The following is a 26655-nucleotide window of genomic DNA, read 5'->3' as shown; positions in this document are numbered from 1 at the left end:
TAGCTTAACAAACCGCCTGCGTGCGCTTTACGCCCAGTAATTCCGATTAACGCTTGCACCCTCCGTATTACCGCGGCTGCTGGCACGGAGTTAGCCGGTGCTTCTTCTGTTGCTAACGTCACAGCTGTTGGGTATTAACCAACAACCTTTCCTCACAACTGAAAGTGCTTTACAACCCGAAGGCCTTCTTCACACACGCGGCATGGCTGCATCAGGGTTTCCCCCATTGTGCAATATTCCCCACTGCTGCCTCCCGTAGGAGTCTGGACCGTGTCTCAGTTCCAGTGTGGCTGATCTTCCTCTCAGAACAGCTAGAGATCGTCGCCTTGGTGAGCCTTTACCTCACCAACTAGCTAATCTCACCTGGGCTTCTCTTTGCGCGGGAGGAACAAGTCCCCCCTTTGGCCCGTAGGCATTATGCGGTATTAGCTATCGTTTCCAATAGTTATCCCCCTCGCAAAGGCAAATTCCCAGGCATTACTCACCCGTCCGCCACTCGACATCATCTAGCAAGCTAGACATGTTTCCGTTCGACTTGCATGTGTTAGGCCTGCCGCCAGCGTTCAATCTGAGCCATGATCAAACTCTTCAATTAAATTTTTTGTAAATCGTTTTTTGTTGTCGACACTCTTAATGAGTGCCCACACAGATTGTCTTGTTTTATATTGTTAAAGAACGTGCTGGCTTCTTTCTATTTCACCAGCGGCTTGAAAGTCACGTTTCGTGCCGTCTCAAGCGGGATGCGTATACTACCTACATCCGATTTATTGTCAAGCTTTTTTATGAGTAATTATTTAAAAATTTCTGCCTCTAAAAATTACTAGTCTTTACAGACAACCCATTATATTGAACCCGAAGGCGTATAGTTGGTCTTAACTCTTAGAAACTAATCCTCGAAAGCGACGCGCATTGTAGACATTTATACGGATAGGTCAAGTACAATACGCATAATAGTTGCAAGTTTTTAAACATAAGCGTACCTTAACAATCCAGTTACAACTTCTGACCTCGGTTATGAGCAGAAGAATAGAGGAATTAAGCGATGAAAGTAGTAATATTTGCAGTGAGTACAATGTTAGCAATGAGCCCTGTTGCTCTTTCGCAACAAAACGAAGCTGAGGAATCGTTTACCCAATCAAGTCAGTTCTTAAAACAACAGGTGAAGAGCAGCAACTCTGTAGGCAGAGCCATCAGAACTGTATTAGCGCGTTACCCTGAAAATACACCGGAATTAGTGAGAATTGCATTAGATACCTATCCAGAAAAATATCGAGAAATAGTATCAGCTGCAGTTTCATCTCAACCATCTTATGTTGACGACATAATAGAATTAGCATTAGAAAGAAAAGTTGCACCAGCTACGGAATTAGTGACTCTTGCGATTAACGCTGAGCCAAGCTATGCAGAGTATGCAACACAAGCTGCATGTAAGTTTTCACCGGAAGAGTTTAATGAAATAGTACGAACGGCGGTTAATATGGAGCCCGATTCGGCAGATCAAATCGCTAAAACACTTGCTAGGTCTTACCCAAATAAAACGATGGATGTATTAGTAACTACGATTCAAGAAGTTCCTTTGGTGGGAAAATATGTAGTCGATGCTTTACTAGCACTCTTTCCCGAAGATTCTACCGAATCAGAATCAATGATCATTATTTCAGTAGAGCAACTGGCGAAACACCCAGAAGCATTAGAGAGACTAGTTGAATTAGCTGAACAACGCGGTATTGAACAAAACCTAATAGGTGATAGCGCGGAGCGCGGTGGTTTAACAGCCGCGCAAGCACAAGTATATATAGACATGTATTATAATTAGTGGTCTAGCCACTATGGGTTAGGGCTCGAAGTAAGCTGCGTAGATTATGCTTTTTACACCATTAAATTGTCCGGGCTCTTGATGCTAACGCAACCGGCAAGTGACAAAAACAATATAGTCATTGGTGTATAACGCTTTATATTTACTATGACCTTGTATTAATAAAATCACTTTTTATTGCTATATTCTACAAAATAAAAAGCCCAGCAATGCTGGGCTTTTTAATACGAGTCTATATTAAACTCTTATTCTTCTACTGCTTCCACTACTTCTTCATCAGCTTCAACAACAGGGCGGTCAACCAATTCAACGAAAGCCATTGGAGCGTTGTCACCAGAACGGAAACCACACTTCAAAATACGACTGTAACCACCTGGACGTGCGTCATAACGCGGACCAAGTTCGTTAAACAATTTACCTACCACTTCTTTATCACCGGTTCTAGCCATTGCTAAACGGCGATTTGCAACGCTGTCTTGCTTAGCTAGTGTGATTAGCGGCTCTATTACTCGACGCAGTTCTTTCGCTTTCGGCAACGTAGTCTTAATAACTTCGTGTTTTACCAATGAACTAGCCATGTTTTTAAACATTGCTTGTCTGTGGCTGCTGTTACGATTTAACTGTCTACCACTCTTACGATGGCGCATAGCTATATCCTTCTTTACAAATCAGTTTATCTAAAACCTGATTAATCTTTTTCAGCGATTGATTCTGGTGGCCAGTTTTCTAGGCGCATGCCTAGAGAAAGCCCACGAGAAGCAAGTACATCTTTAATTTCTGTAAGCGACTTCTTACCTAAGTTAGGCGTTTTAAGAAGTTCAACTTCAGTACGCTGTACCAGGTCACCAATATATTGGATAGCTTCCGCTTTCAAACAGTTAGCCGAACGAACCGTTAACTCTAAATCGTCCACTGGACGAAGAAGAATTGGATCAAATTCAGGCTTCTCCTCTTTCTCAACTGGCTCAGAGATGTCACGTAATTCAACGAAGGCATCAAGTTGCTCAGCTAAGATTGTGGCAGAACGACGAATGGCTTCTTCCGGATCTAATGTTCCGTTAGTTTCCATATCGATAATAAGCTTATCAAGGTCTGTGCGTTGTTCAACGCGAGCAGACTCAACAGAATAAGCAATACGCTCTACTGGGCTGTATGAAGCATCTACTAATAAACGACCAATTGGACGATCATCATCTTCAGAGGAACGACGAGTTGAAGCTGGAACATAACCTCGGCCCATCTCAACCTTAATACGCATGCTTAATTCAGCTTCGCCAGTTAAGGTACAGATAACATGCTCTGGATTTACGATCTCAACGTCACCATCGTGCTGGATATCACCGGCAACAACAGGGCCAGCACCAGACTTAACTAATGTTAGCGTTGCTTCGGTCTTACCTTCAAGACGAACTGCTAGTCCTTTTAGGTTAAGCAAAACTTCGATTACGTCTTCTTGAACACCTTCTTTAGTGCTGTACTCGTGTAATACTCCATCGATCTCAACTTCAGTCACTGCACAACCAGGCATAGACGAAAGCAAGATACGGCGTAATGCATTACCCAGAGTATGGCCGAAGCCTCGCTCTAAAGGCTCAAGTGTTACTTTTGCACGAGTAGGTGAAACATTTTCAATTTCAACTAATCTTGGCTTTAGGAATTCGGTCACTGAACCCACAATGTATCCTCTTTAGTTAATCTTTACTTAGAGTAAAGTTCGACAATCAACTGTTCGTTAATGTCCGCAGACAAATCCGTTCTTTCAGGAACGCGTTTAAAAACACCTTCCATTTTCGTGTTGTCAACTTCCAACCATGTTGGTTTCTCGCGTTGATCTGCTAGTTCTAGAGCAGAAACAATACGAGCCTGTTTTTTCGCTTTTTCACGAACAGCAACCACGTTTTCAGCTTTTACGTTGAACGATGGAATGTTCACTACTTTACCGTTAACTACGATAGCTTTATGGCTAACTAGTTGACGAGCTTCAGCACGAGTGCTTGCGAAACCCATACGGTATACAACGTTATCAAGACGCTGTTCTAAAAGCTGCAACAAGTTTTCACCTGTATTACCCTTAAGGCGAGCAGCTTCTTTGTAGTAGTTTCTAAATTGCTTTTCTAACACGCCATACATACGACGTACTTTTTGCTTTTCACGCAATTGAACGCCGTAATCAGACAAACGACCGCGACGGGCGCCATGCTGACCAGGTGCAGTGTCAATTTTACACTTGCTTTCAATTGCTCTTACGCCGCTTTTAAGAAACAGGTCTGTTCCTTCACGACGACTTAGTTTGAGTTTTGGACCCAAATATCTAGCCATGATCTTTCTCCAACTGTCCGTCGATTAAACGCGACGCTTTTTCGGTGGACGACAACCGTTGTGAGGTATAGGTGTCACATCGGTAATATTTGTGATCTTATAACCCGTTGCGTTTAACGCACGGATTGCAGATTCACGACCTGGACCTGGGCCTTTAACGAACACTTCGATGTTCTTCAAGCCGTATTCCTGTGCAGCAATTCCAGCTCTTTCAGCAGCAACCTGTGCAGCAAAAGGAGTAGATTTACGTGAACCACGGAAACCAGACCCACCAGAAGTAGCCCAAGATAGAGCGTTACCCTGACGGTCAGTGATTGTCACAATTGTGTTGTTGAAAGAGGCATGGATATGAGCCATACCATCAGCAACTTGACGTTTTACGCGCTTTCTAGCGCGAGTAGGTGCTTTAGCCATTGTAACCCTCGCTTACTTTTTAATAGGTTTACGAGGACCTTTACGGGTGCGCGCATTAGTTTTAGTGCGCTGACCACGTAGAGGTAAGCTACGACGGTGGCGAATACCACGGAAGCAACCTAGGTCCATCAAACGTTTAATACTCATTGATACTTCACGGCGAAGGTCACCCTCAACTGTAAATTTAGCAACTTCATCACGAAGTTTATCAATAGTCGCTTCATCAAGATCTTTGATCTTGGTTGATTCTGATACACCAGCACCTGCGCAGATTACTTTCGCTCTCGTTGCGCCGATACCGAAGATCGCTTGGATAGCGATTACGGCATGTTTGTGATCAGGAATGTTAATGCCAGCGATACGGGCCATTAACAGCACTCCTCTTAATTATTGTTGCTAGCCTAAAAAGCCCGATAGGATACTTACCCAGCAACTAAATTGCAAATAAAGGTTTTAGAGCTCGGGTGCTAGTACAGCACCCGATATTAAAAACCAAGTTTATCTCTTATAAATAAGAGTTGATTAACCTTGCCTTTGCTTATGCTTAGGCTCTACACAGATCACTCTAACAACGCCGTTACGTTTAATGATCTTGCAGTTACGGCAAATCTTTTTAACGGATGCACGAACTTTCATTACATCACTCCGTAATTGGCTAACTTAAGATTTAACCCTTAAGATTAGCTTTCTTAAGAACATCCCCATATTGATGAGACATCAAATGGGTTTGCACCTGCGCCATAAAGTCCATTACCACAACACATATAATGAGTAGTGATGTACCACCGAAGTAAAACGGAACGTTAAACCACAGTAGCAAGAACTCAGGCACCAAACAAACAAAGGTAATATAGAGAGCACCGGCTAGAGTTAAACGAGTCATCACCTTATCGATATACCGAGAGGTTTGCTCGCCTGGACGAATACCAGGAACAAAAGCACCAGATTTCTTTAAATTATCAGCTGTTTCGCGAGGATTAAAAACTAATGCTGTATAAAAGAAGCAGAAGAAAATAATCGTTGCAGCATATAACATTACATACAAAGGATTACCAGGCGACAACGCGAGTGAAATGTCTGTTAAGAATGAGAATGACTCATTCTGTCCAACCATACCCGCTAATGTGCTTGGGAAAAGTATAATACTAGATGCAAAGATTGGTGGAATAACACCGGCCATATTTACCTTGAGAGGTAGATGTGAACTTTGCGCAGCAAATACTTTCCTTCCTTGTTGACGTTTTGCGTAGTTCACAACGATTCTGCGTTGCGCTCTTTCAACAAAAACGACAAGATAGGTAAGTGCTACTATGATCGCACCGATAACGAGCAAGAACAACATGTTAATTTCACCCAGTCTTGCTTGCTCAGCGGTTTGACCGATTGCTGTTGGCAACCCAGCAACGATACCAGCAAATATTAGTATAGAAATACCGTTGCCAATACCGCGCTCAGTTATTTGCTCACCTAACCACATTAAAAACATGGTGCCAGTAACCAAACTCACGATAGCTGTAAAATAGAAACCGATACCTGGGTTGATAACTAAACCTTGTACCAAGTTTGGCAAACCAGTAGCAATACCAACGGATTGGAAAATTGCTAATACTAAAGTGAGATACCTAGTATATTGACTAATTTTGCGTTTACCCGCTTCACCTTCTTTTTTAAGCTCCATCAATGGAGGGTACATATGCGATAGCAACTGCACAATAATTGAAGCTGTAATGTAAGGCATTATCCCTAATGCTAGTACTGAGGCTCTCTCAAGAGCACCACCAGAGAACATATTCATCATCTCTACAATGGTGCCTTTCTGTTGCTCAAACAATTGAGCTAACACGTTGCCATCGATACCAGGGATAGGCACATACGAACCCAGCCTAAACACGATAATAGCTCCAAGAACGAACAACAAGCGCGACTTAAGTTCACTTAGTCCGCCACCCGCTCCTGGATTTAGTCCTGGTTTTGCCATTTAGCTTATTCCTCTACTTTACCGCCAGCCGCGTTAATCGCTTCAAGCGCACCTGCAGACACTTTGATACCACTTAAAGTAACAGGACGGTTGATTTCGCCACTCTTCATCACTTTTACAAACAGGATCTCTTTCTTGATGAGACCAGCTGCTTTCAAAGTTTCTAAAGAAACGATATCGCCTTCTACTTTAGCAATTTCACTAAGTGTCACTTGATCAGATACGAACGACTTACGTGACGTAAAACCGAATTTCGGTAAGCGGCGTTGAATTGGCATTTGACCACCTTCAAAACCTGGCTTAACAGACCCGCCTGAACGAGACTTTTGACCTTTGTGACCACGACCACCAGTTTTGCCTAAGCCAGAACCGATACCGCGACCTACGCGCTTACCTGAATGTTTTGCTCCTTCGGCAGGAGCTAGAGTGTTAAGTCTCATGTCTTACTCCTCAACTATCTCAACCATGTAATGTACACGGTTGATCATGCCACGAACTGACGGAGTATCTTCCAACTCACGTACTTGTCCGATTTTACGTAAACCTAAGCCAACAAGTGTTGCTTTGTGCTTAGGAAGACGCCCGATTGAGCTTTTAGTTTGCTTTACTTTAATCATCTTAGACATGTTCGATTACCCCAAAATATCTTTGACTGACAAACCACGTTTCGCAGCAACCTTCTCTGGAGAGTTCATCTCTACCAAAGCATTGATTGTTGCACGAACAACGTTAATTGGGTTTGTAGAACCGTAGCATTTTGAAAGTACGTTCTGAACACCAGCTACTTCAAGTACTGCACGCATTGCACCACCGGCAATGATACCAGTACCTTCTGATGCTGGTTGCATGTAAACTTTAGAGCCTGAATGACGACCTTTAATAGGATGCTGTAAGGTGTTGCCGTTTAAATCAACGTCAACTAAGTTACGGCGAGCCTTTTCCATTGCTTTTTGAATCGCAGCAGGTACTTCACGTGCCTTACCGTAACCAAAACCAACGCGGCCATTGCCATCGCCAACCACTGTCAAAGCTGTGAAACTAAAGATGCGACCACCTTTAACAACTTTTGATACGCGATTTACAGCGATTAACTTTTCTAACAAGTCACCCTGTTGTTGAACTTCTACTTTAGCCATTTTAAACTCCTAGAACTGAAGGCCGGCTTCACGAGCGGCCTCAGCCAGTGCTTTCACACGACCATGATATTTAAATCCACTTCTATCGAAGGCAACTTGCTTAATGCCTTTATCGATAGCACGTTCTGCGATCGCTTTACCTACTGCCGCTGCTGCCTCTGCGTTGCCTGTAGCTTTCAAAGAACCTTTAAGGTCTTTTTCTACAGTAGAAGCTGCTGCCAATACTTCAGAACCACTTGGAGCGATTAACTGAGCATAGATGTGGCGAGGTGTACGGTTAATAACCAAGCGATGTGCACCTAACTCACTGATTTTCTTACGGGCGCGAGTTGCGCGACGTAAGCGAGCTGATTTCTTATCCATCGTATTACCTACCTACTTTTTCTTAGCTTCTTTACGACGCACAGTTTCATCTGCGTAACGAACACCCTTACCCTTATAAGGCTCTGGTGGACGGTATGCGCGGATATTCGCTGCAACCTGACCTACAACCTGCTTATCGGTGCCTTTAACAACGATTTCAGTTTGTGTAGGGGTTTCTACGCTGATGCCTTGTGGCATTTCGTAGACGACAGGGTGAGAAAAGCCCAACGTAAGGTTTAGTTTGCTACCTTGTGCCTGAGCACGGTAACCAACACCATTAAGTTGAAGTTTCTTTTCAAAACCATCAGTAACACCAACTACCATTTGATCTAACAATGCGCGAGCCGTACCAGCTTGAGCCCAATTATTAGCGAAACCTTCACGAGGAAGTGCTTTTAACTGACTCTCTTCTTGTACAATTTCAACAGCATCATTAAATATACGAGTTAATGTACCTTTACTACCTTTTACTGTGACTTCTTGGCCGGCGATTTTAATTTCAACGCCAGATTTGATGTCGACAGGTGCTTTTGCTATACGTGACATATTATTCCCCTGTTACGCTACATAACCGATGATCTCACCACCCATGCCAGCTTTACGCGCTGCACGGTCAGTCATCACACCTTTTGAGGTAGACACGATAGCAATCCCGAGTCCGCCCATCACTTTTGGCAACTCATCTTTTTTCTTGTAGATGCGTAAACCAGGACGGCTAACTCGTTCGATTGTATCAATTACTTTTTTACCTTCGAAATATTTCAAAGTAACTTCTAAAGTAGGCTTTACACCTTCAGTTACTGAGAAACCTTCTACATACCCTTCTGCTTCAAGTACTTTTGCGATTGCAACACGTACTTTAGACGAAGGCATAGAAACCGAAACTTTTGAAGCCAATTGGCCGTTACGTAATCGGGTAAACATATCTGCGATTGGATCTTGCATGCTCATAGTCTGCTCTCCTTACCAGCTGGCTTTTTTAAGGCCAGGGACTTCACCACGCATTGCAGCTTCACGAAGCTTAATACGAGAAAGACCAAATTTGCGAAGGAAACCATGTGGACGACCCGTAATGCGACAACGATTATGTTGACGCGACGGTGACGAATCACGTGGCAGTTTTTGCAGCTTAAGAACAGCATCCCAACGCTCTTCTTCAGAAGCGTTAACGTCACTGATTATCGCTTTAAGCGCTAATCGTTTCGCTGAATACTGTTTTACCAGCTTGGCACGTTTTGCTTCGCGTGCCTTCATTGATTCTTTTGCCATAACCCTACACCTTATTTTCTAAACGGGAAGCTGAACGCGCTTAAAAGAGCGTGTGCTTCGTCGTTAGTATCTGCACTGGTAGTGATAGTAATATCCATACCGCGTACTTTATCCACTTTATCGAAATCGATTTCAGGGAAGATGATTTGTTCACGAACACCCATGCTGTAGTTGCCTCGACCATCGAAAGATTTCGGGTTAAGACCACGGAAGTCACGGATACGAGGAATAGTGATTGAAATTAATCTCTCAAGGAATTCCCACATACGTTCGCCACGTAGGGTTACTTTACAGCCAATCGGATAACCTTCACGGATTTTGAAACCCGCTACAGATTTTCTAGCAACAGTGACAATTGGTTTTTGACCGGCAATCGCTGCCATATCAGCTTGCGCTGCTTCAAGAACTTTTTTGTCTGCTACTGCTTCACCTAAACCCATGTTTAGAGTGATTTTTTCGATCCGAGGGACTTGCATAACGCTTTTGTATCCGAACTGCTTAGCAAGTTCAGCTACTACTGTTTCTTTATAGAAATCATGCAGTTTCGCCATCGTACTCTCCACTAATTATACTAAGTCGCCGTTAGACTTAAAGAAACGAACTTTCTTCTCATCTTCAACACGGAAACCAACGCGATCAGCTTTACCCGTTGCAGGGTTAACTAACGCGACATTAGACACATGAATGGTTGCTTCTTTCTCAATGATACCGCCAGGCTGCTCAATCTGAGGATTGGCTTTCTGGTGTTTCTTGATGATGTTCACACCTTCAACTACTAAACGGTCGTCAGACGCAAGAACTTTCAAGACTTTGCCTTGTTTTCCTTTGTCTTTACCCGCTAATACGACTACTTCATCATCACGACGAATTTTTCTAGCCATTATCGTGACTCCTTAAAGTACTTCTGGGGCCAATGAGATGATCTTCATGAATGAATCTCCACGAAGTTCTCTTGTGACCGGGCCAAAAATACGCGTACCAATTGGTTGCTTGTTTGCATTAAGCAAAACAGCTGCGTTGTTGTCGAAACGAATGGTTGAACCATCTGCGCGACGAACGCCTTTTCTAGTACGCACCACCACTGCATTCAGAACGTCACCTTTTTTAACTTTACCGCGAGGAATTGCTTCCTTCACAGTAACTTTAATGACGTCACCGATATGTGCATAACGGCGATGCGAGCCACCAAGAACCTTAATACACTGAACCCTGCGAGCTCCCGAGTTATCGGCAACATCCAGGTTAGTTTGCATTTGGATCATGTTTAGTGCTCCGCTGTTAAATATTATGACTCATATGAGCCCCTAAGCTGCTATTTCGCCATTGATTTCAAAAGAAATTTTAGAAAAAATAGACCACACCCCCACAAAAAGGGCGCGAAACTATAACAGAAAATAAGCACGAACGATAGTTTAATTTTAACTTCGAGGGCTTTAGCTGCTCGCTTCGTGAAGGAATCCAATTTTGTTTCGATTCTCCCTGTGACTAGATATATGGAGACGATGCATGAAAATACAATCACGACTCTCTATTCAATCCAAATTAGCCAATGTTGTTAGGTGTATTTCCCATCGTATTCACCTAACCACATTAAATAGCTCAAGAGTTTCGCGCTTCATCGTCATGATTTGCAAGGAAGTGTAAAGTACCGGTAAAGATGCTTTGGCTTAGTGACAATTCTAGTTAGTGTGTGTTACGAACCAATAGCTAGGAATATCGATGCAATTCACCCTCTCACTATTATTTAGAACATTGGCAGTCGCGGCACTCGCGATATTTTTCTTACAAGCTTGTGGTGGGGGCAGCTCGCCTGCCAATAATGGAAGTACTGAGCTTATTGATACGCCCCCCTCGCAAGAAGAGCCTATCAGTTCGATACCCAAGAATATTCTATTGATTATCTCGGATGACCAAGGCTTGGACGCTTCATCACAGTATGATTTGAGTAATGACACTCCGATAACGCCACACATCAATGCGCTGGCAAGTAACGGATTGGTGTTCGAAAATGCGTGGGCGACACCCGCATGTACTACTAGCAGAGCGAGCTTATTAACCGGGCTTTATCCACATAATTCAGGGGTAAGCTACGTACCAGCCGTGCTTGCAACTGAACATCAAACCTTGCCGCAATTGCTCAAGCAGCACACTGAAAGCGAAGAGTATCAATCCGCCGTTTTTGGAAAGTGGCATTTGGCAGGAGGAAGTGATGAGCCAAGTCACCCTGAAAGTGTTGGAATCGAGTATTACGCTGGTAATTTATTTAATATGGATGACTACTATAACTGGGAACTTACCATCAATGGAAACACGACAGTCAGTAATGAATATCATACGAGCAAAGTAACCGACCTAGCTATTGATTGGATATCACAACAGAGTACTCCTTGGTTTGCTTGGCTTGCTTATTCAGCCCCTCACAGCCCTTTTCATCTCCCACCAGAAGCCCTTCACAGCCAAAATTTGAGCGGTAGTGCCGATGATATCAGCCAGAACCCTAGAAAATATTATTTGGCTGCGATAGAAGCAATGGACAGCGAGATTGGTAGGCTCATCGAGTCTTTAAGCATCGAAGATCAAGAGAATACCTTAATTATATTCATCGGCGACAACGGCACACCACAGAGAGTGGTTGATACCGAAGCCTATTTAGCTGACCATGCAAAGGGGACATTATATGAAGGAAGTTTAGCGGTTCCCTTAGTCGTTAGTGGCGCCGGTGTGAGTCGGGTCGGAGAGCGAGAAGCACAACCAGTAGTAATTACAGATCTTTTTGCGACAATCGCCCAAGCAGCGGGCGTGACTCATACGAGAATCAACGATAGCAATAGCTTTTATGAGTTACTATCAAATAGCGCAGTCACACTTGCTCCTTTCATCTTTACCGAGTTTGAATCAGCTCAAGTGACCGGCGCAGCGGTGCGATCCAATGATTACAAACTGATACGATTTGCTAATGGCGAAGAGGAATTTTATTCGTTGCGAGACGATAACAAAGAAGAGCAAAACATACTGCAAAGCGATAACACTCTTGTCCAAGAGGAGTTGCTTGCACACCGAGTATTTCTCGAAAGCATAATACCTAGTCAAGACGTTACCAGCATCGATATTACTAATGCGGTGCTCTCTAATACCAGTGGCGATTGCGCTGACTACCTATCAACTTATCGTTCTACAGCAAGCGACATCGGCAGGAATCTAGACTTTTCTGGTGCACTAAGCATTAGCATTAGCGACACTGAGTGCTTTTTCGAAACCAACGCTATACCAAATCATAATTTCAATGATGGTTCTGAAAGCTTTCCGAATCCAGTATCTGAACAAAACGATATATTTAGAATCACCCGTTCACCAACTCTCGCCGCAAACAAAACTGCTTTGAGCTTGAGCATTGATAACGCAATACTTCTCAATGGTGTGAAGGTAGATATTATTGCTGCAGCTTGCTTTGGTGTGGGTAATGGTAAAGTTGGTTGCAATGATATGTCGCAACCATGGCGCTACGATCCCATGCATTCAGCAAATGGCTTTAGAGTCGATTCTCATCATGCCCATGCTCAGCCAGATGGCACCTACCATTATCATGGTTCCCCAATGGCTCTTTTTGTTGATAACAATAGTGAAGTTTCCCCCGTGATTGGTTTCGCTGCTGACGGTTTTCCAATTTATGGGCCCTACTTTATGAGTAGTGAAGGAGTTATTAGGAAAGCGCAAAGTAGTTACGCATTAAAAGTCGGGGAAAGACCCAGCGGGGATGGGCAGCCTGGTGGCAATTATGATGGAAGCTTCAGAGATGATTACGAGTTTGATGCAAACTTAGGTGACTTGGATGAATGCAACGGCATGACCCGTGATGGAAAGTATGCTTACTATCTTACCGACACCTTCCCCTATGTACTGGGTTGTTTTTCAGGAACAATAAACGATAGCTTTAGAAAATAAGTTATGAATTAGGAGCCAAGCTTGGCTTGGCTTTACATCATACTAATAGCTGTGACCAATTTACGTACTTTAAGCTTGGTTTTGACGCAGAATTTCGTATAAACAGATACCTGTGGCTACCGACACGTTGAGGCTCGAGACCGAGCCGGCCATGGGAAGCTTTATTAAGTCATCACAATTTTCGCGCGTTAGCCTACGCATACCTTTACCTTCTGCCCCCATGACCAAAGCGGTCGGGCCAGTTAGCTTACAATCGTAGATAGACTGATCAGCTTCACCGGCGGTACCAACTATCCAAACACCGGCTTCTTGCAAGGTTTTCATGGTGCGAGACAAATTCGTTACCTGAATGAGTGGTATTACCTCGGCAGCGCCACACGCAACTTTTCTGACTGTGGGTGATAAGGCTGCACTTTTATCTTTTGGTACAATCACAGCATGCACACCCGCGGCATCCGCCGTGCGCAAACAAGCCCCTAAGTTATGCGGGTCAGTAACGCCATCTAACAATAACAAAAAGGGAGTTGATTGCTTTTCAAGAATGCTATCAAGGTCGCTTTCGTCGAGTATCTTACCTGGTTTTGCACGAGCAAAAACGCCCTGATGTTGTTCGCCTTTAGCTTTATCATCAAGAGTTTTACGTTGGCAAAATTGTATGCTGATCCCGTGTTTACGAGCTTGATTAATAATATGAGTGAGGCGCTCGTCATCGCGTCCCTTAAGCACAAACAACTCAATCACACGCTCAGGCTCTCGATCAATTATCGCGGTCATTGCGTGCAGACCGTAAATGTGTTCTTGCTGAGCCATGCCTATCTCCGTTGTTTGTTCTTAGATACTTTGGTGCCCTTGCTCTTGGGGCCGTTTCTTTTGCGGCCAGCACTCGGCTTCGCTTTACCTTTATTCTTCGGTGGTGTTTTACTCGGCGCTTTGGTCTCGGGGGTAGCCTTTCCAGTGTCTTTTGCCTTCGCCGTTTTTTTACTCTTCGCTCCAGCGCTCTTCTTTGCTGACTTTTCGCTGCGTTTACGAGGCTTTTTGAGCTTTCCACGAACCTTCGTTGTGCCCTCGATAAGAAGATCGATTTTTCTATCATCTAAATTAACGCCAGCAACTTTAATCTTAACTTGGTCGCCAAGATGATATACCAAGCCTGCGCTTTCTCCGACTAAGCACTGTTTTTGCTCATCAAAGTGATAATAATCACTTGGAAGTGCGGTGATATGCACAAGGCCGTCGATTTGGAATTCGGTAATTCGAACAAACAAACCGAAGTTAGTTACTGAGGCGACAACACCGTCGAACACGTCGCCAACGTGATCTTGCATGAACTCACATTTGAGCCAATCCGATACGTCTCGTGTTGCATCGTCCGCTCTGCGTTCGGCCATTGAGCATTGTTCGCCAAGTTGCTCTACTTCATCGATGGAGTACGACTTACCACCGGTTTTAGATTTACGGCCTTTTTGCGCATCAACTATCGCTTTGATCGCCCGATGTACAACCAAGTCGGGATACCGGCGTATTGGAGACGTAAAGTGTGCATAAGCTTCAAGGGCTAGCCCAAAGTGACCTACATTATCAGGCGCATAAACCGCTTGTTTCATCGAACGCAATAACATGGTTTGAATAAGCTCTTTATCGGGTCGGTGCTGAATTTTTTTCATCACCGATGTAAAGTCGGCTGGCGTTGGCACTTCGTTAACCGTGAATGGAATGCCTACTTCAGCCAAATAACTTTTAAAAGTCGTTAACTTATCTTCATCAGGTTTGTCGTGAATTCGAAATAGTGCCTCTGCTTTATTCTTCTCAATAAATTCTGCGGCACACACATTCGCCATAATCATGCATTCTTCAATTAGCATATGTGCTTCATTACGCTCTATAGCAATAATGTGCGAGATTTTGCGCTCGGCATTGAAAACAAACTTACTTTCTATTGTCTCAAATTCAATTGCACCACGGCTTTGTCTAGCACTTTTTAGTGCCTTATAAAGCGTATGTAAATCCTTGAGATAGGAAACATGTTCTTTATATCTTTCATTGAGGGTTTCGTCGCCCTTCAGTATGCCCCAAACCTTATTGTAGGTGAGTCGCGCATGTGAGCGCATCAGTGCTTCATAAAATTCGAATTCTTGTAGCTTGCCATGAGCCGAAATGGTCATTTCGCATACCATGCACAAACGGTCAACGTCGGGGTTTAAGGAGCATAGTCCGTTCGATAATACTTCTGGAAGCATGGGAATCACTTTTTCCGGGAAGTACACTGAAGTTGCCCTGTTCTGAGCTTCAGCATCCAATGCTGTACCTATTTTTACGTAGGAGCTGACGTCTGCTATTGCTACCCAAAGTTGGAAACTACCATCATCGTTTGGTCGGCAATAAACCGCGTCATCGAAGTCTCTTGCGTCTTCACCGTCAATAGTAACTAAAGGTAGCTGTCTTAAATCAACTCGTCCTTGCTTGGCGGCTTCTGGCACTTCTTCAGCCAAATTAGCAACCTGCTTCGAGACTGCCTTCGGCCAATTGTGGGGAATATCAAAATTGCGCAAGGCCATCTCAATTTCCATACCCGGGGCCATATGCTCACCCAATACTTCGGTAATTTTACCGATGCCATTCACTTGTCGGCGTGGTCTTTGCGTAAGCTCGACAACCACAACATGGCCCTGACGAGCACCATTTCGTGCTTCAGGTGGAATGATAATTTCGTGGCAAATACGATTATCATCAGGAATAACAATCGACACACCTTGTTCCATAAAAAAACGACCCACAATAGGGTCTTTTCGTGGTTCAAGTACTCGATTTGGACGAAATTCGATGCGACCTCTGCGATCTGTTCCACTTTGTATACCTTCAACGATATCGTCGTGGATGAGTGTTTGCATCTGTGCTTGGTGTATGAACAAGTCTTTTTCTGTATCGGAATGCTTCAAAAAGCCAAAACCATCTCGGTGCCCGATCACTCGCCCACGTATCAGTTCCGCAGCTTTTTGGACTTCGTATTTTTTCTCTCGCGTAAATTTTACTTGCCCTTCTCTTTCCATAGCGCGAAGTCGGCGTTGTACGCCAATTCGGCTATCTTCGTCTTCTGCATTTACTAGTTTGCAAATATCTAGGAAGGAAAGTGAGGTTTCAGCTGAGGAGAGTGTTTCTAGGATATATTCACGGCTTGCGACCGGATTTTCGTATTTTTCTTGTTCTCTGGAGAAATGTGGATCTTTAGACATTCATTCTTATCGTTATTAAATTCTTTCGTAGTATAGCAAGTTATTCATGACAAGTCTGTGACAATTATTTTAATGGGTGAAAGACAAGCCTAACGCGGCTTGTCATCGGAAAATAGTGTCTTCATTTGGTTTGCAAATGCAACAAACTTCTCTTTTAAGTTGGTTTTTAATTTTACGTTTACACCGCTCATTAACATTATGCCTTCAATTGTAATCGTTGGTGCGTTCTTGCCTGCCAATGAAGGTGCTTTGTTGTCTATGCCAGCCATAATACATACCGATTTACTCACCACGTTAATATCCTCGGAAACGAAAATATCCGTCCCTCCCCAAAGGCTATATACTTTTATTTTAGTATTGGGGGAAGAAAAACGTGCATCGGTGAAATCTAGTTTGGCACCACCGCATAAACAAAACACTCGAATTTCTTTAGGAACTACCCACTGACCCGCGCGGTCGGAGCCTCCCAGAATGTTGACCATAGTGTCAACTTCTTCGGTCTCATCACTGTCGGTTACATAATTGACCGCAAATTTCTGTTCTTTTTGATGTTTGATCACCTCGTCGGTAGGTCGGGAATCCAAATCAGCAATCTGATCCATCATTTGCTGATTTGTCGTTGATGCAATTACTGCATCGAGCCGTCTTTCAAATGCCTCATTTGAAATAATACTGTGACTGAAGTTATGTACTAAAATGTCAATCACTTCTTCTTTAACCTGCTCACTGGGTCGATCTTCAATTGCAACGGGCATTATCATCTCCTTATTTTTAGTTCGGCAACAACTTAGCTTCTGGCTCGGTTATCGGAAAGTGGTGCTAATAGCATATAAAATATCCAAGCAAACCACGAGATAAATAGCATCGCAAGCACCCAGGCCACTTTCTCACCGCCACTTGTTCTTGATGATACGCAAATGGCGATCACAGGAATGGCCCACACTATGGCGATTGGAATGAAAAACAAAAAACTAATAATTTCCATCTGACTCTCCTCAAACAACACAACAATCAAATGCCGTGCTTAAGTAGCGCGTTAATTGCGCCACTAAAACACAAACATTTACTATAGATTAGTATTAGCAAAGAAATTGCAAGGGGAGTGCCAACTATTAAATCGTTGTAAAACAGATAGTTAATTATTTACCCAAACATTGCGACTGAGTGCTTTAGTCAATTTCACTAAATAATGGTTTAATTGATGAGAGGTTTTCGGGCATTTCGCACGGCACGAGGGTGCATCAAGGCTTCCAACTCACCCATGTACATCGCAATACGTTGGTGCGTTCTGCGGTCATCTGTGATGGCGTTATAAAGCCAGTGGTAGAGATCTTCAAAATCATAAGGGCTGCCGTAACCATCAATGAATAATTCGGCAAGTTGCATTTGCGCCTTTAAATTACCAAGCGCTGATGCTTCGCGTAAATAAATTACTGCACGCTTTTTATCTTCTTGAACTAACTTTCCAACCGAGTGATAGCGGCCTAACTGCTCTAACGCGGCGGCTAAGCCTTGCGCCGCGGCCTCACGCATATAGTAGATTCCGCGTTTCGGTTCAGCATCAACACAAACACCCCAAGCTAGCATGTCGCCCCACAAAAATTGATACGCGGGAACACGCAGTACTTCAGCTCTCGCTTCAATATCTTGCACAAGTTGGCACCGGTCAGCAACAACTCGCTCGAGGTGTTCGTTGGCATTGATCAGTCTAATAAGCTCATCTTGCTTATAAATTTGAACGGCTTCTAACTGCTGCGCATGGACTTTGCCGAAACCGAACATGGCAACAAACACAGTGCTGAACAGAGTAATCGTTAAGAAGTTTATGAGCGTTCTAAGTGCCACGGCTGAGCCTCTTGGATCAAATTTTCGTTATATGCTGATATCGACAAGTTTACCAAAAAGTAAATAGTGAATTTATGTTAAATTTGTCGTTTTGCGTATGGTAAATAACACGCTGTTGTTGATCAAAGTCGCCTAGCAAACAGTAAGGACTAAGTCGGAACTAACAGTATTAAGTAATTATTCACTACTTTGCTACAATGTAGTTTGACGATGTGGCATCTAACCTAGATCTAACCCATGGAGTATTGATGAAATACAAAGATCTGCGTGACTTTATTGACCAACTTGAAAAGATTGGTGAGCTTAAACGAGTATCGATGGAAATAGATACTGAGCTTGAAATGACTGAAATAGCGGATCGAACGCTTCGGGCTGGCGGCCCAGCCATACTTTTTGAAAACCCTAAAGGCTCAAACATGCCAGTACTGGCTAACCTTTTCGGTACACCCAAGCGTGTAGCCTTGGGCATGGGCCAAGACTCAGTAGAAGCACTTCGTGAAGTGGGCAAGTTACTCGCCTTTCTAAAAGAGCCCGATCCCCCTAAAGGTTTAAAAGACCTGTGGAGCAAAATTCCAGTATTCAAGCAAGTACTGAATATGCCAGCGAAAGTGGTCAAAAAAGCGGCTTGCCAAGAAAATGTCATTAGCGGAGACGACGTTGATTTAGGCAAGCTACCTATACAGAGGTGTTGGCCCGGCGATGCGGCCCCTCTCATTACTTGGGGTTTGTCGGTAACTCGTGGGCCTCACAAAAAACGTCAGAATCTAGGAATTTATCGTCAGCAAGTTATCGCAAAAAATAAGGTAATAATGCGCTGGCTATCACACCGAGGTGGTGCCTTGGACTTCAAAGAATGGTGTCAGGAACATCCTGGTGAAAATTATCCTGTATCAGTCGCCTTAGGAGCAGATCCCGCCACAATATTAGGAGCAGTGACACCTGTGCCAGATACTCTATCTGAGTATGCTTTCGCCGGTTTATTGCGCGGTGATAAAACTGAAGTTGTCCAAAGTATTTCCAACGACTTACAAGTGCCGGCGAGTGCTGAGATTGTTTTAGAGGGTTACATTGCACCCGGCGAAACCGCGCCTGAAGGGCCATACGGCGACCACACGGGTTATTACAACGAAGTAGATGAATTCCCTGTGTTTACCGTGACACACATTACACACCGCAATAACCCCATCTATCATAGCACCTACACAGGCAGACCACCTGATGAACCAGCCATATTAGGCGTTGCGCTAAATGAAGTTTTTGTGCCTATATTACAGAAGCAATTTCCTGAAATTGTCGACTTCTATCTTCCGCCAGAAGGTTGCTCATATAGAATGGCGATAGTCACGATGAAGAAGCAATATCCTGGGCATGCTAAACGCGTGATGATGGGAGTCTGGTCTTTCTTACGTCAGTTTATGTACACAAAATTTGTTATTGTTTGTGATGACGACGTAAACGCACGCGATTGGAATGACGTTATTTGGGCAATTACCACTCGGATGGACCCAGCTAGGGACACTACCTTAGTTGAAAATACGCCGATTGACTATCTCGACTTCGCCTCGCCAGTTTCTGGGCTTGGCTCGAAGATGGGGATGGATGCAACGAATAAATTGCCTGGGGAAACTGACAGGGAATGGGGTGAACCCATCGTGATGGATGATGCCGTAAAGCAACGCGTTGATGAGATTTGGGATGAATTAGACCTGATGTAACTCAGGAATTTTCATAAGCGCTGAAAAAATAAATATTAAATAGAGTTCGATAGCTTCCCAAGCAATAGTTTAAGACACTTAGGAAGCTGTTATTAAAAAGGTATCAAGGATATTCATGAAAGTAGTAAATTGCACAGTTAAAAGCATCGAATCGTTAACCACAATTGTGCACAAGGTAGTGTTAACCCCGCAAAGCGACATTACGTTCAAAGCAGGACAATACTGCCAAGTAGTGATGGGGCCAGAGGATAAACGCCCTTTTTCAATAGCAAACCCGTCGCATGAGCTAAGTTATATTGAGCTCCACATTGGTGCAGACCCGGTGAATACTTATGCCTACGAAGTACTTGAAAAATGTAGGCAAGAGGGTGAATTAGCACTTGAGGTTGCACTTGGCGATGCCTTTTTAAGGGAAGACGAGAAGCCAGCAATCGTAGTTGCAGGGGGAACGGGCTACTCTTATGCAAAATCAATTGTGTACACTTGTTTACACGAGCAACCGAAAAGAAAGATCAGCTTGTATTGGGGAGCTAAAAACGCCCAGGATCTTTATGAAATACAAGAGCTTACTGCGCTATCGGCCTTACATGAAAACTTCAGCTTTCATCCTGTGATAGAAAACCTCGATTCCATTGAAAACGATACATGGCACGGGCACATTGGCTTTGTGCACAAAGCCGTTATGAAAGATTACCCGCAACTAACAGGCAATCAAGTGTATAGTGCAGGTCGCTTTGAAATGTCGGCAACAATTCGAGATGAATATTTACCGATTGGCTTAGATAGGAATGACTTATTTGGCGATGCCTACGCATTTATCTAAGCCGCTAATGATGATAGTAGTGCAGTAAACATTTATGCCAAGCACTACGACTCAGTATCAAGCTGAGCCTTATAAAAATAACAACAATTAAGGGAATATATGAAAAGCTCATATTATACTTTACGAAAGGTATCACTTGGCCTCATTACTGGCAGCTTGGTATTTGCTGCGACAACAGCATCGATGTTGAGCAGCAAGGCTGTGCAAGCCATTGAAAATACATCGACCTCAGCGCTTCAATTTACCGACCAAACAGACCTGCACAATATCGCTCAGGCAATGTCTGCCAAGCGAATAGAAACAGACATTCGGACCTTAGTGAGCTTCGGCACTCGTCATACCCTTTCTGAAACCGAGTCTGATGTTCGTGGAATTGGCGCAGCGCGTCGGTGGATTAAAAGCGAATTTGATAAAATTTCCGCCGAGTGTGGTGGTTGTTTAGAAGTGTTTTATCAGAGCCAAGTAATATCTGGGGAACGAAGAATTCCGAACGCAACTGAAGTTGTGAATGTTATTGCGATACAAAAAGGCACAAGCGACCCTACTCGCTATGTGATGATGAGCGGCGATATTGATTCGAGAGTATCAGACGTAATGGACTTTAGCTCAGATTCTCCCGGCGCCAATGATAATGCATCTGGTGTTGCTGGTACTCTGGAAGCCGCAAGAGTGCTGAGCAAGTATAAATTTCATGGCAGCATCGTATATGCAGCACTCTCAGGTGAAGAGCAAGGATTATTTGGCGGGAAAATATTAGCCGAACACGCCCAGAAAAATAATTGGCGCTTAAAAGCTGTTTTAAATAACGACATGATCGGCAACATTGAAGGCGTTAACGGCGTGATCAATAACACCACCGCTCGAATTTTTGCTGAAGGTACACGCCAAACAGAAAGTGCAGAAGAAGCTCGGTTACGCAGATTTACCGGTGGTGAGGTTGATAGCCCATCACGTAATCTAGCGCGTTATATCGATCTGATGGCCGACCGCTACATAGCAAACCTCGACACAATGGTCATTTACCGCCTTGACCGTTTTCGTCGGGGAGGTCACCACCGCCCCTTCAACGATTTAGGATATGCTGGCGTTCGAATCATGGAGACAAACGAAAACTACAACCGTCAACATCAAGACTTGCGCACTGAAAACGGCATCGTATACGGTGATACTATTGACGGTGTAGATTTTGACTACGCAGCAAAACTAACAGCACTCAATGCAGTCTCTTTAGCAGGCATGGCAAATGCCCCGACACCACCCGCAAAAGTAAGTATTTCGGGTGCGGTGCAACCATCAACCACCTTAAGTTGGGCTGCAGCTGATGCAGATCAAAACCCCCAGCTTAAAGGCTACAAAATATATTGGCGACTAACCGATGCCCCGCAATGGCAATATAGTAAATACGTCGGCAAGGTAACTGAAGCTACTCTTGAAAACGTAGTGATCGACAACTATTTTTTTGGCGTGGCGAGTGTTAGCGAAGATGGTTATGAGAGTCCTGTTGTATATCCAGGTGCTGCCGGCGCTTTTGGCGAATAAACCAAAAGCCTAAGTAGTTTCGTATAAGATGTTATCGAAATAAAAGGGTATCAACATGACATTAAGTTTGGTGAAGGGAAAGTATTGGTCGCTGCGAGTTTGCGCACTGTTTTGCTTAATGTTGACTGGTGCTAGCACTGCTCAAGCAGAGTCATTGCAACTTGTAGGTAATAAAGTAGCTACGTACATAGATGAGCATGAGTTACCTGCTCGACAAATGGATTTGGTTAAGGCCGCGTTTACTGAATCGGACGTTAACATCACAGCAACTACTCAAGCCTGGTCTGGAAGTGGTCTTAAATCAGGCCGCTTCAAGGGCTATATTGATCATTACTCATTAAATGATACCAAAGATAATTACCTATATAGCGAACCCTATATGAAAGTTGATCTGCACGTAGTATCGCGAGATAAGCGTGCTGAAAAAGTTGTTCGGCTAGAGCAAATGTACCGTGAACGAGTAGGCATAGAAAATCGATTTGCTAACACCGATGCGTTGCGAGCAGAACGAAATGTTCGCTGGGCGAGAGGCCCATCGTTTTTCGATACAATAAAACAACTTGCCGAATACCGTGTTGATTTTCTGCTCGTAGACAAGCGCATGGCAAATGAAATGAATAAACTGCTGGTAGCTGCTGGAGAAAAGCCCATTTACATCTCGAAAGTGGCAATCATCTCGATAGATGTTAGCTTGGCGATGAACGCTAACTATGCTGGCGCGGCCGACGCCATCACAGAATTTAACAACGGCATAATGCTGTTGAAAGAGAGCTCAAAGCTAGCTGAAATTATGGACGAAGGTATCGAGCGGCCAAGCTTGCTTGATGAAAACATTTACGATGAGATGATTACTCGCTGGTAGTGAACACTCACTCTGTGCAAATTGGGGCTATAAAAATGGAAATCAAGAACGCTTGCTAGACTTCTTCCTTCTTACTTTATTGCCAGTAATTTTTGTTTTGCTGGCTTTATTAGTTTTACTAGCTCGATGATTTTTAGAAATACTTTTAAGCAGACTTTGACGGTCACTTACTTCGAAACCTTTCTTCACTACTCGCTTAATCGAAGCGCCAATAAGGGCTTCGATTCGACTAACCGTTCTTTCTTCTTCTCTGCTTACAAAGGAAATTGCGTTGCCTGAATTGCCCGCTCTGCCAGTTCTACCTATTCGATGAACATAGTCTTCAGGCAAATACGGAAGATTATAATTCACTACGTGATCAAGCCCCTGAATATCAAGCCCTCGAGCCGCAACCTCAGTCGCGATAAGCACTTGCAACTTCGCCGATTTGAAATCAGCTAATGCGCGTCGTCGTGAACCTTGGCTTTTATCACCATGACAAACGGCAGCATCTATTTTGCTTTGTTTAAGCGCTGCCATAAGCTTGTCGGCTTGATCCTTGGTGCTCGTAAATACGAGTACTTGAAACCAATTATGCTCTTTCAATAAGGCTTTAAAGAGATCGATTTTACGCGACTCCTCTACCGGATACATAATATGGTTCACAGTGTCAGCGGTAGCGTTTGCTTTGCTCACACGGATTTCTTGGTGGTTATTTAATATTTGATGGCAAAGTTCATTTACCGCTGGCGCACTGGTTGCCGAACACAATATGGTTTGGCGCTTTTGCGCAGTGTGTTGCATTATTTTACTTACATCGGAAATGAAACCCATATCGAGCATTCGATCAGCCTCATCTAAAACGACGTACTCAGCATTGCTAAGCGTTAGGTTATTCAACGCCATGTGCTCAAGTAAACGTCCTGGCGTAGCGATCAAAATATCAGTCCCCTGCCTTAGCTTGCTGCTTTGTCCACCCAATTTAACGCCACCGTATACCGCACTTACACTCAGGTCAGTAAACTGAGCATATTGACCAACCGTGAAAGCTAGTTGTTCTGCAAGTTCACGCGTCGGAGTTAGTATGAGCGCTCTGGGGCTTGCTCCAAGCCTTTCTTTTGGTTCATCCAACATTTGTTGCAGTATGGGTAAGGCAAATGCTGCTGTTTTACCCGTGCCGGTTTGTGCATGCACTAGCAAATCTTTACCACGACGAGCAGAGGGAATCGTCTTTTCCTGAACACGCGTCATATGTACGTAGTTACATTCACTGAGAGACTGCTCTAACCTGGGGTCTAAATCGAGAGATGAAAATTTCATGTTGTATCCTGTGTAGCGGGTTTTCTGTATTTTGGTAGTTTGTTAGATCAATAAGTCAAAACAGCCCCAGACTACAGTTGGAAAAAGCGAGCGCGGAATATACCTTATTACGCAACATTTTGTGCGACTAAATACATTGATTAACATAATTCGTTTCCGGTAAACATATCAGTAATCGTACTCGTTTTGCAAAAATGAGACTTAGCATGAGCTGCCAAGCCTGCGAACTGTTGTCCTTTGCACTATATGTCTACTTAGAAAAAAGCTTGTAAACCTGTTTGGGCCCGGCCTAATATCAAGCCATGTATATCGTAAGTCCCTTCATAGGTATTAACAGTTTCAAGATTTATCATGTGTCGGATAACATGAAACTCATCGCTAATACCATTCCCACCATGCATGTCTCTGGCTTGTCTTGCTACATCTAGTGCCTTTGAGCAATTATTGCGTTTCACCATCGATATCATTGTTGGCTCGAAGGCGCCCTCATCTATCAAGCGACCTACTCGCAATGATGCCTGTAGTCCGAGGGTTATTTCAGTTTGCATATCCGCGAGTTTCGCTTGAAAAAGTTGGGTTTGAGCGAGCGGTCTATTAAATTGTTTTCGGTCAAGCCCATACTGTCGAGCTGCGTGCCAGCAAAACTCTGCAGCCCCAAGCACCCCCCACGAAATACCATAGCGTGCCATATTTAAACAACTGAATGGGCCTTTCAGACCAGATACTTTGGGTAGAATTTGCGCATCAGCTACAAATACCTCGTCCATCACGATTTCACCCGTAATTGATGCTTTTAATGACTGCTTACCTTTAATTTTTGGCGCAGACAAGCCCTTCATACCCTTCTCTAATATAAATCCGTGTATCTTGCCGCTTTCTTCTAATTTGGCCCAAACCATGAACACATCTGCAATGGGAGAATTGGTGATCCACATTTTACTACCACTTATGGAATAGCCACCCGAGACCTTTTTTGCTGAGGTTTTCATTGCAGCAGGATCGGAGCCAGCATCAGGTTCAGTTAAGCCAAAACAGCCAATCCATTCGCCGCTCGCTAGCTTGGGCAAATATTTGTCTTTTTGTTCTTCGCTACCAAATTGAGCAATAGGATGCATTACTAACGAAGACTGAACACTCATCGCGCTGCGATAGCCGCTATCAACGCGTTCAATTTCGCGAGCAAGCAAGCCATACGACACATAATTTATACCTGCGCAGCCATAGCCCTGAATAGTAGAGCCAAGAAAACCAGCCTCACCCATTTTTCGCATAATGGTTTTATCAAAATGCTCATTCCTATTTGCCATTAAAATACCCGGCATGAGTTCACTTAGAGCAAACTCTCTTGCCGAACGCTGCACTAAGCTTTCCTCTTCGCTGAGTTGCGTCTGAAGAAGGAGTAAATCATCCCAATGGCTAAGCATAAATTGCCTCGATGTCTTTATTTTATAGATAGGTGGACTTTTGCTAACGCTTATTCCTATCTTAGATTTAAAATAGGCAAAAAAAAAGAGCCCAACACAAGGTGCTTAGCTCTTTCATGTTCATAAATAAAAGCTACTTTTCAGTTTTTATCACTGTACCAAGGCTGTTGGTCTTAACGTGATACTTTCCTTCATACTCTTGTAGCTTGAATAAGCTATTGCGAGCCATAATAATACCCATCTGCGGCTCTTGCTGAATGAAAATAATATCACCAGCTTCTGCGCTTATGTTAGTTTCAGCCCAGTTTTCGGCTTTTGATAGTATTTGATGTTCGCCCGGCTCGACAAAAAAGTAAATGTACTGGCTAGAACGGGTATAACCCATTTCAGACTCAGCTTCTTTGTCGTTTACGAATACGTTAAAACGAATTAAACCACCAAGTGATGATGGGCGCACAACGTAGACTACAGCTTTGCCTTCTGGCGGTAGGTGAGGAACTTCATATCCTGCCACAGCTGCTTGCATTTTTTCAGGAGAAGGCAAACTTGCACAACCACCTAAAGCAAACGCCACAACAAGTAATGCCAAAAAGCCTTTAAAATTTTTCATATATCTTCCTTAATTTTGTATTTGTAGGCACAAAAAATACGTGCCCTAAAACAGATCATAAAAGATAAACA

At 43.7% G+C, this 26655-nt stretch carries 31 protein-coding genes and 1 rRNA gene; 6 read left to right on the top strand and 26 right to left on the bottom strand.

Annotation, left to right across the window (positions count from 1 at the left end; translation table 11 throughout):
- Positions 1-595 (bottom strand): 16S ribosomal RNA (locus ISG33_RS11610); the annotation flags it as partial.
- Between the two features lie 447 nt (positions 596-1042).
- On the opposite strand from ISG33_RS11610, the gene ISG33_RS11605 reads away from it, so the two are divergent.
- Positions 1043-1816: a hypothetical protein gene (locus ISG33_RS11605; RefSeq protein ID WP_195733735.1), complete on the top strand. Its 774-nt coding sequence runs from the start codon at positions 1043-1045 to the stop codon at positions 1814-1816.
- Between the two features lie 245 nt (positions 1817-2061).
- Here ISG33_RS11605 and rplQ read toward each other — a convergent pair whose 3' ends face one another.
- From rplQ to rplN, 17 genes are all read right to left on the bottom strand, one after another.
- A complete protein-coding gene (gene rplQ / locus ISG33_RS11600) occupies positions 2062-2463 on the bottom strand; it encodes a 50S ribosomal protein L17 (protein WP_195733734.1) in 402 nt (133 codons plus the stop codon).
- A gap of 41 nt (positions 2464-2504) precedes the next feature.
- Positions 2505-3494, bottom strand: a complete 990-nt coding sequence (locus ISG33_RS11595) for a DNA-directed RNA polymerase subunit alpha (protein ID WP_195733802.1) — start codon at positions 3492-3494, stop codon at positions 2505-2507.
- Positions 3495-3514: 20 nt separating this feature from the next.
- On the bottom strand, positions 3515-4135 hold the full coding sequence (rpsD, locus tag ISG33_RS11590; RefSeq protein ID WP_195733733.1) for a 30S ribosomal protein S4: 621 nt from the start codon (positions 4133-4135) through the stop codon (positions 3515-3517).
- A gap of 24 nt (positions 4136-4159) precedes the next feature.
- Complete coding sequence (gene rpsK / locus ISG33_RS11585) at positions 4160-4549, bottom strand: 30S ribosomal protein S11 (RefSeq protein ID WP_195733732.1); 390 nt, start codon at positions 4547-4549, stop codon at positions 4160-4162.
- A gap of 12 nt (positions 4550-4561) precedes the next feature.
- Positions 4562-4918 carry a 30S ribosomal protein S13 gene (gene rpsM, locus ISG33_RS11580; protein ID WP_195733731.1) on the bottom strand — a complete coding sequence of 119 codons (357 nt, stop codon included), beginning with the start codon at positions 4916-4918 and terminating at the stop codon, positions 4562-4564.
- A 153-nt stretch (positions 4919-5071) separates the two neighbouring features.
- Positions 5072-5185, bottom strand: a complete 114-nt coding sequence (rpmJ, locus tag ISG33_RS11575) for a 50S ribosomal protein L36 (RefSeq protein WP_075607266.1) — start codon at positions 5183-5185, stop codon at positions 5072-5074.
- 31 nt (positions 5186-5216) lie between these two features.
- Positions 5217-6527, bottom strand: a complete 1311-nt coding sequence (secY, locus tag ISG33_RS11570) for a preprotein translocase subunit SecY (RefSeq protein WP_195733730.1) — start codon at positions 6525-6527, stop codon at positions 5217-5219.
- Between the two features lie 5 nt (positions 6528-6532).
- Positions 6533-6967, bottom strand: a complete 435-nt coding sequence (gene rplO / locus ISG33_RS11565) for a 50S ribosomal protein L15 (RefSeq protein ID WP_195733729.1) — start codon at positions 6965-6967, stop codon at positions 6533-6535.
- A gap of 3 nt (positions 6968-6970) precedes the next feature.
- Positions 6971-7153 carry a 50S ribosomal protein L30 gene (gene rpmD / locus ISG33_RS11560; RefSeq protein ID WP_195733728.1) on the bottom strand — a complete coding sequence of 61 codons (183 nt, stop codon included), beginning with the start codon at positions 7151-7153 and terminating at the stop codon, positions 6971-6973.
- A 6-nt stretch (positions 7154-7159) separates the two neighbouring features.
- Entirely contained in the window at positions 7160-7663 is a 504-nt protein-coding gene (rpsE, locus tag ISG33_RS11555) for a 30S ribosomal protein S5 (protein WP_195733727.1), read from the bottom strand.
- A 9-nt stretch (positions 7664-7672) separates the two neighbouring features.
- Positions 7673-8026: a 50S ribosomal protein L18 gene (rplR, locus tag ISG33_RS11550; RefSeq protein ID WP_195733726.1), complete on the bottom strand. Its 354-nt coding sequence runs from the start codon at positions 8024-8026 to the stop codon at positions 7673-7675.
- 12 nt (positions 8027-8038) lie between these two features.
- Positions 8039-8572: a 50S ribosomal protein L6 gene (rplF, locus tag ISG33_RS11545; RefSeq protein WP_195733725.1), complete on the bottom strand. Its 534-nt coding sequence runs from the start codon at positions 8570-8572 to the stop codon at positions 8039-8041.
- Positions 8573-8584: 12 nt separating this feature from the next.
- On the bottom strand, positions 8585-8977 hold the full coding sequence (gene rpsH / locus ISG33_RS11540) for a 30S ribosomal protein S8 (protein ID WP_195733724.1): 393 nt from the start codon (positions 8975-8977) through the stop codon (positions 8585-8587).
- A 12-nt stretch (positions 8978-8989) separates the two neighbouring features.
- Positions 8990-9295, bottom strand: a complete 306-nt coding sequence (gene rpsN / locus ISG33_RS11535) for a 30S ribosomal protein S14 (protein ID WP_195733723.1) — start codon at positions 9293-9295, stop codon at positions 8990-8992.
- 11 nt (positions 9296-9306) lie between these two features.
- Positions 9307-9846 carry a 50S ribosomal protein L5 gene (rplE, locus tag ISG33_RS11530; RefSeq protein WP_195733722.1) on the bottom strand — a complete coding sequence of 180 codons (540 nt, stop codon included), beginning with the start codon at positions 9844-9846 and terminating at the stop codon, positions 9307-9309.
- Between the two features lie 15 nt (positions 9847-9861).
- Positions 9862-10176, bottom strand: a complete 315-nt coding sequence (gene rplX, locus ISG33_RS11525) for a 50S ribosomal protein L24 (protein ID WP_195733721.1) — start codon at positions 10174-10176, stop codon at positions 9862-9864.
- A gap of 12 nt (positions 10177-10188) precedes the next feature.
- Complete coding sequence (gene rplN, locus ISG33_RS11520) at positions 10189-10557, bottom strand: 50S ribosomal protein L14 (protein WP_110427993.1); 369 nt, start codon at positions 10555-10557, stop codon at positions 10189-10191.
- Between the two features lie 457 nt (positions 10558-11014).
- Here rplN and ISG33_RS11515 point away from each other — a divergent pair, with 457 nt between their 5' ends.
- The gene (locus ISG33_RS11515; protein WP_195733720.1) at positions 11015-13237 is read left to right on the top strand and encodes a sulfatase-like hydrolase/transferase; all 2223 of its coding nucleotides are present in this window, start codon (positions 11015-11017) and stop codon (positions 13235-13237) included.
- Between the two features lie 69 nt (positions 13238-13306).
- Here the strand turns inward: ISG33_RS11515 and rlmB are convergent, their stop codons facing one another.
- The 5 genes from rlmB to ISG33_RS11490 form a co-directional block, all read right to left on the bottom strand.
- Positions 13307-14047 (bottom strand): 23S rRNA (guanosine(2251)-2'-O)-methyltransferase RlmB, encoded by a 741-nt coding sequence (rlmB, locus tag ISG33_RS11510; protein ID WP_195733719.1) that lies wholly within the window; start codon positions 14045-14047, stop codon positions 13307-13309.
- Between the two features lie 2 nt (positions 14048-14049).
- Positions 14050-16467: a ribonuclease R gene (rnr, locus tag ISG33_RS11505; protein WP_195733718.1), complete on the bottom strand. Its 2418-nt coding sequence runs from the start codon at positions 16465-16467 to the stop codon at positions 14050-14052.
- Positions 16468-16556: 89 nt separating this feature from the next.
- A complete protein-coding gene (locus ISG33_RS11500) occupies positions 16557-17222 on the bottom strand; it encodes a DUF1707 and DUF2154 domain-containing protein (RefSeq protein WP_195733717.1) in 666 nt (221 codons plus the stop codon).
- Positions 17223-17254: 32 nt separating this feature from the next.
- Positions 17255-17452, bottom strand: a complete 198-nt coding sequence (locus ISG33_RS11495) for a hypothetical protein (protein ID WP_195733716.1) — start codon at positions 17450-17452, stop codon at positions 17255-17257.
- 209 nt (positions 17453-17661) lie between these two features.
- Positions 17662-18249: a tetratricopeptide repeat protein gene (locus ISG33_RS11490; RefSeq protein WP_195733801.1), complete on the bottom strand. Its 588-nt coding sequence runs from the start codon at positions 18247-18249 to the stop codon at positions 17662-17664.
- Between the two features lie 311 nt (positions 18250-18560).
- Between ISG33_RS11490 and ubiD the strand changes: the two genes are divergently transcribed.
- The 4 genes from ubiD to ISG33_RS11470 all read left to right on the top strand — a co-directional run bounded on the left by ubiD (position 18561) and on the right by ISG33_RS11470 (position 23251).
- A complete protein-coding gene (gene ubiD, locus ISG33_RS11485; protein ID WP_195733715.1) occupies positions 18561-20027 on the top strand; it encodes a 4-hydroxy-3-polyprenylbenzoate decarboxylase in 1467 nt (488 codons plus the stop codon).
- A gap of 115 nt (positions 20028-20142) precedes the next feature.
- A complete protein-coding gene (gene fre / locus ISG33_RS11480) occupies positions 20143-20850 on the top strand; it encodes an NAD(P)H-flavin reductase (protein ID WP_195733714.1) in 708 nt (235 codons plus the stop codon).
- A 183-nt stretch (positions 20851-21033) separates the two neighbouring features.
- Complete coding sequence (locus ISG33_RS11475) at positions 21034-22389, top strand: M28 family metallopeptidase (RefSeq protein WP_229333563.1); 1356 nt, start codon at positions 21034-21036, stop codon at positions 22387-22389.
- Between the two features lie 55 nt (positions 22390-22444).
- Positions 22445-23251, top strand: coding sequence for a transporter substrate-binding domain-containing protein (locus tag ISG33_RS11470; protein ID WP_195733712.1), 807 nt, complete (start codon positions 22445-22447; stop codon positions 23249-23251).
- 42 nt (positions 23252-23293) lie between these two features.
- Here the strand turns inward: ISG33_RS11470 and ISG33_RS11465 are convergent, their stop codons facing one another.
- From ISG33_RS11465 to ISG33_RS11455, 3 genes are all read right to left on the bottom strand, one after another.
- Positions 23294-24550: a DEAD/DEAH box helicase gene (locus tag ISG33_RS11465; RefSeq protein ID WP_195733711.1), complete on the bottom strand. Its 1257-nt coding sequence runs from the start codon at positions 24548-24550 to the stop codon at positions 23294-23296.
- Between the two features lie 254 nt (positions 24551-24804).
- Positions 24805-25974 (bottom strand): acyl-CoA dehydrogenase, encoded by a 1170-nt coding sequence (locus tag ISG33_RS11460; protein ID WP_195733710.1) that lies wholly within the window; start codon positions 25972-25974, stop codon positions 24805-24807.
- A 133-nt stretch (positions 25975-26107) separates the two neighbouring features.
- Positions 26108-26584: a DUF2846 domain-containing protein gene (locus ISG33_RS11455; protein WP_229333550.1), complete on the bottom strand. Its 477-nt coding sequence runs from the start codon at positions 26582-26584 to the stop codon at positions 26108-26110.
- Between the last annotated feature and the right edge of the window lie 71 nt (positions 26585-26655).

It is taken from the genome of Marinibium conchae, assembly GCF_015595035.1.
Classification (GTDB): domain Bacteria; phylum Pseudomonadota; class Gammaproteobacteria; order Enterobacterales; family Alteromonadaceae; genus Glaciecola.
This window is presented reverse-complemented; position numbering and strand designations above follow the sequence as displayed.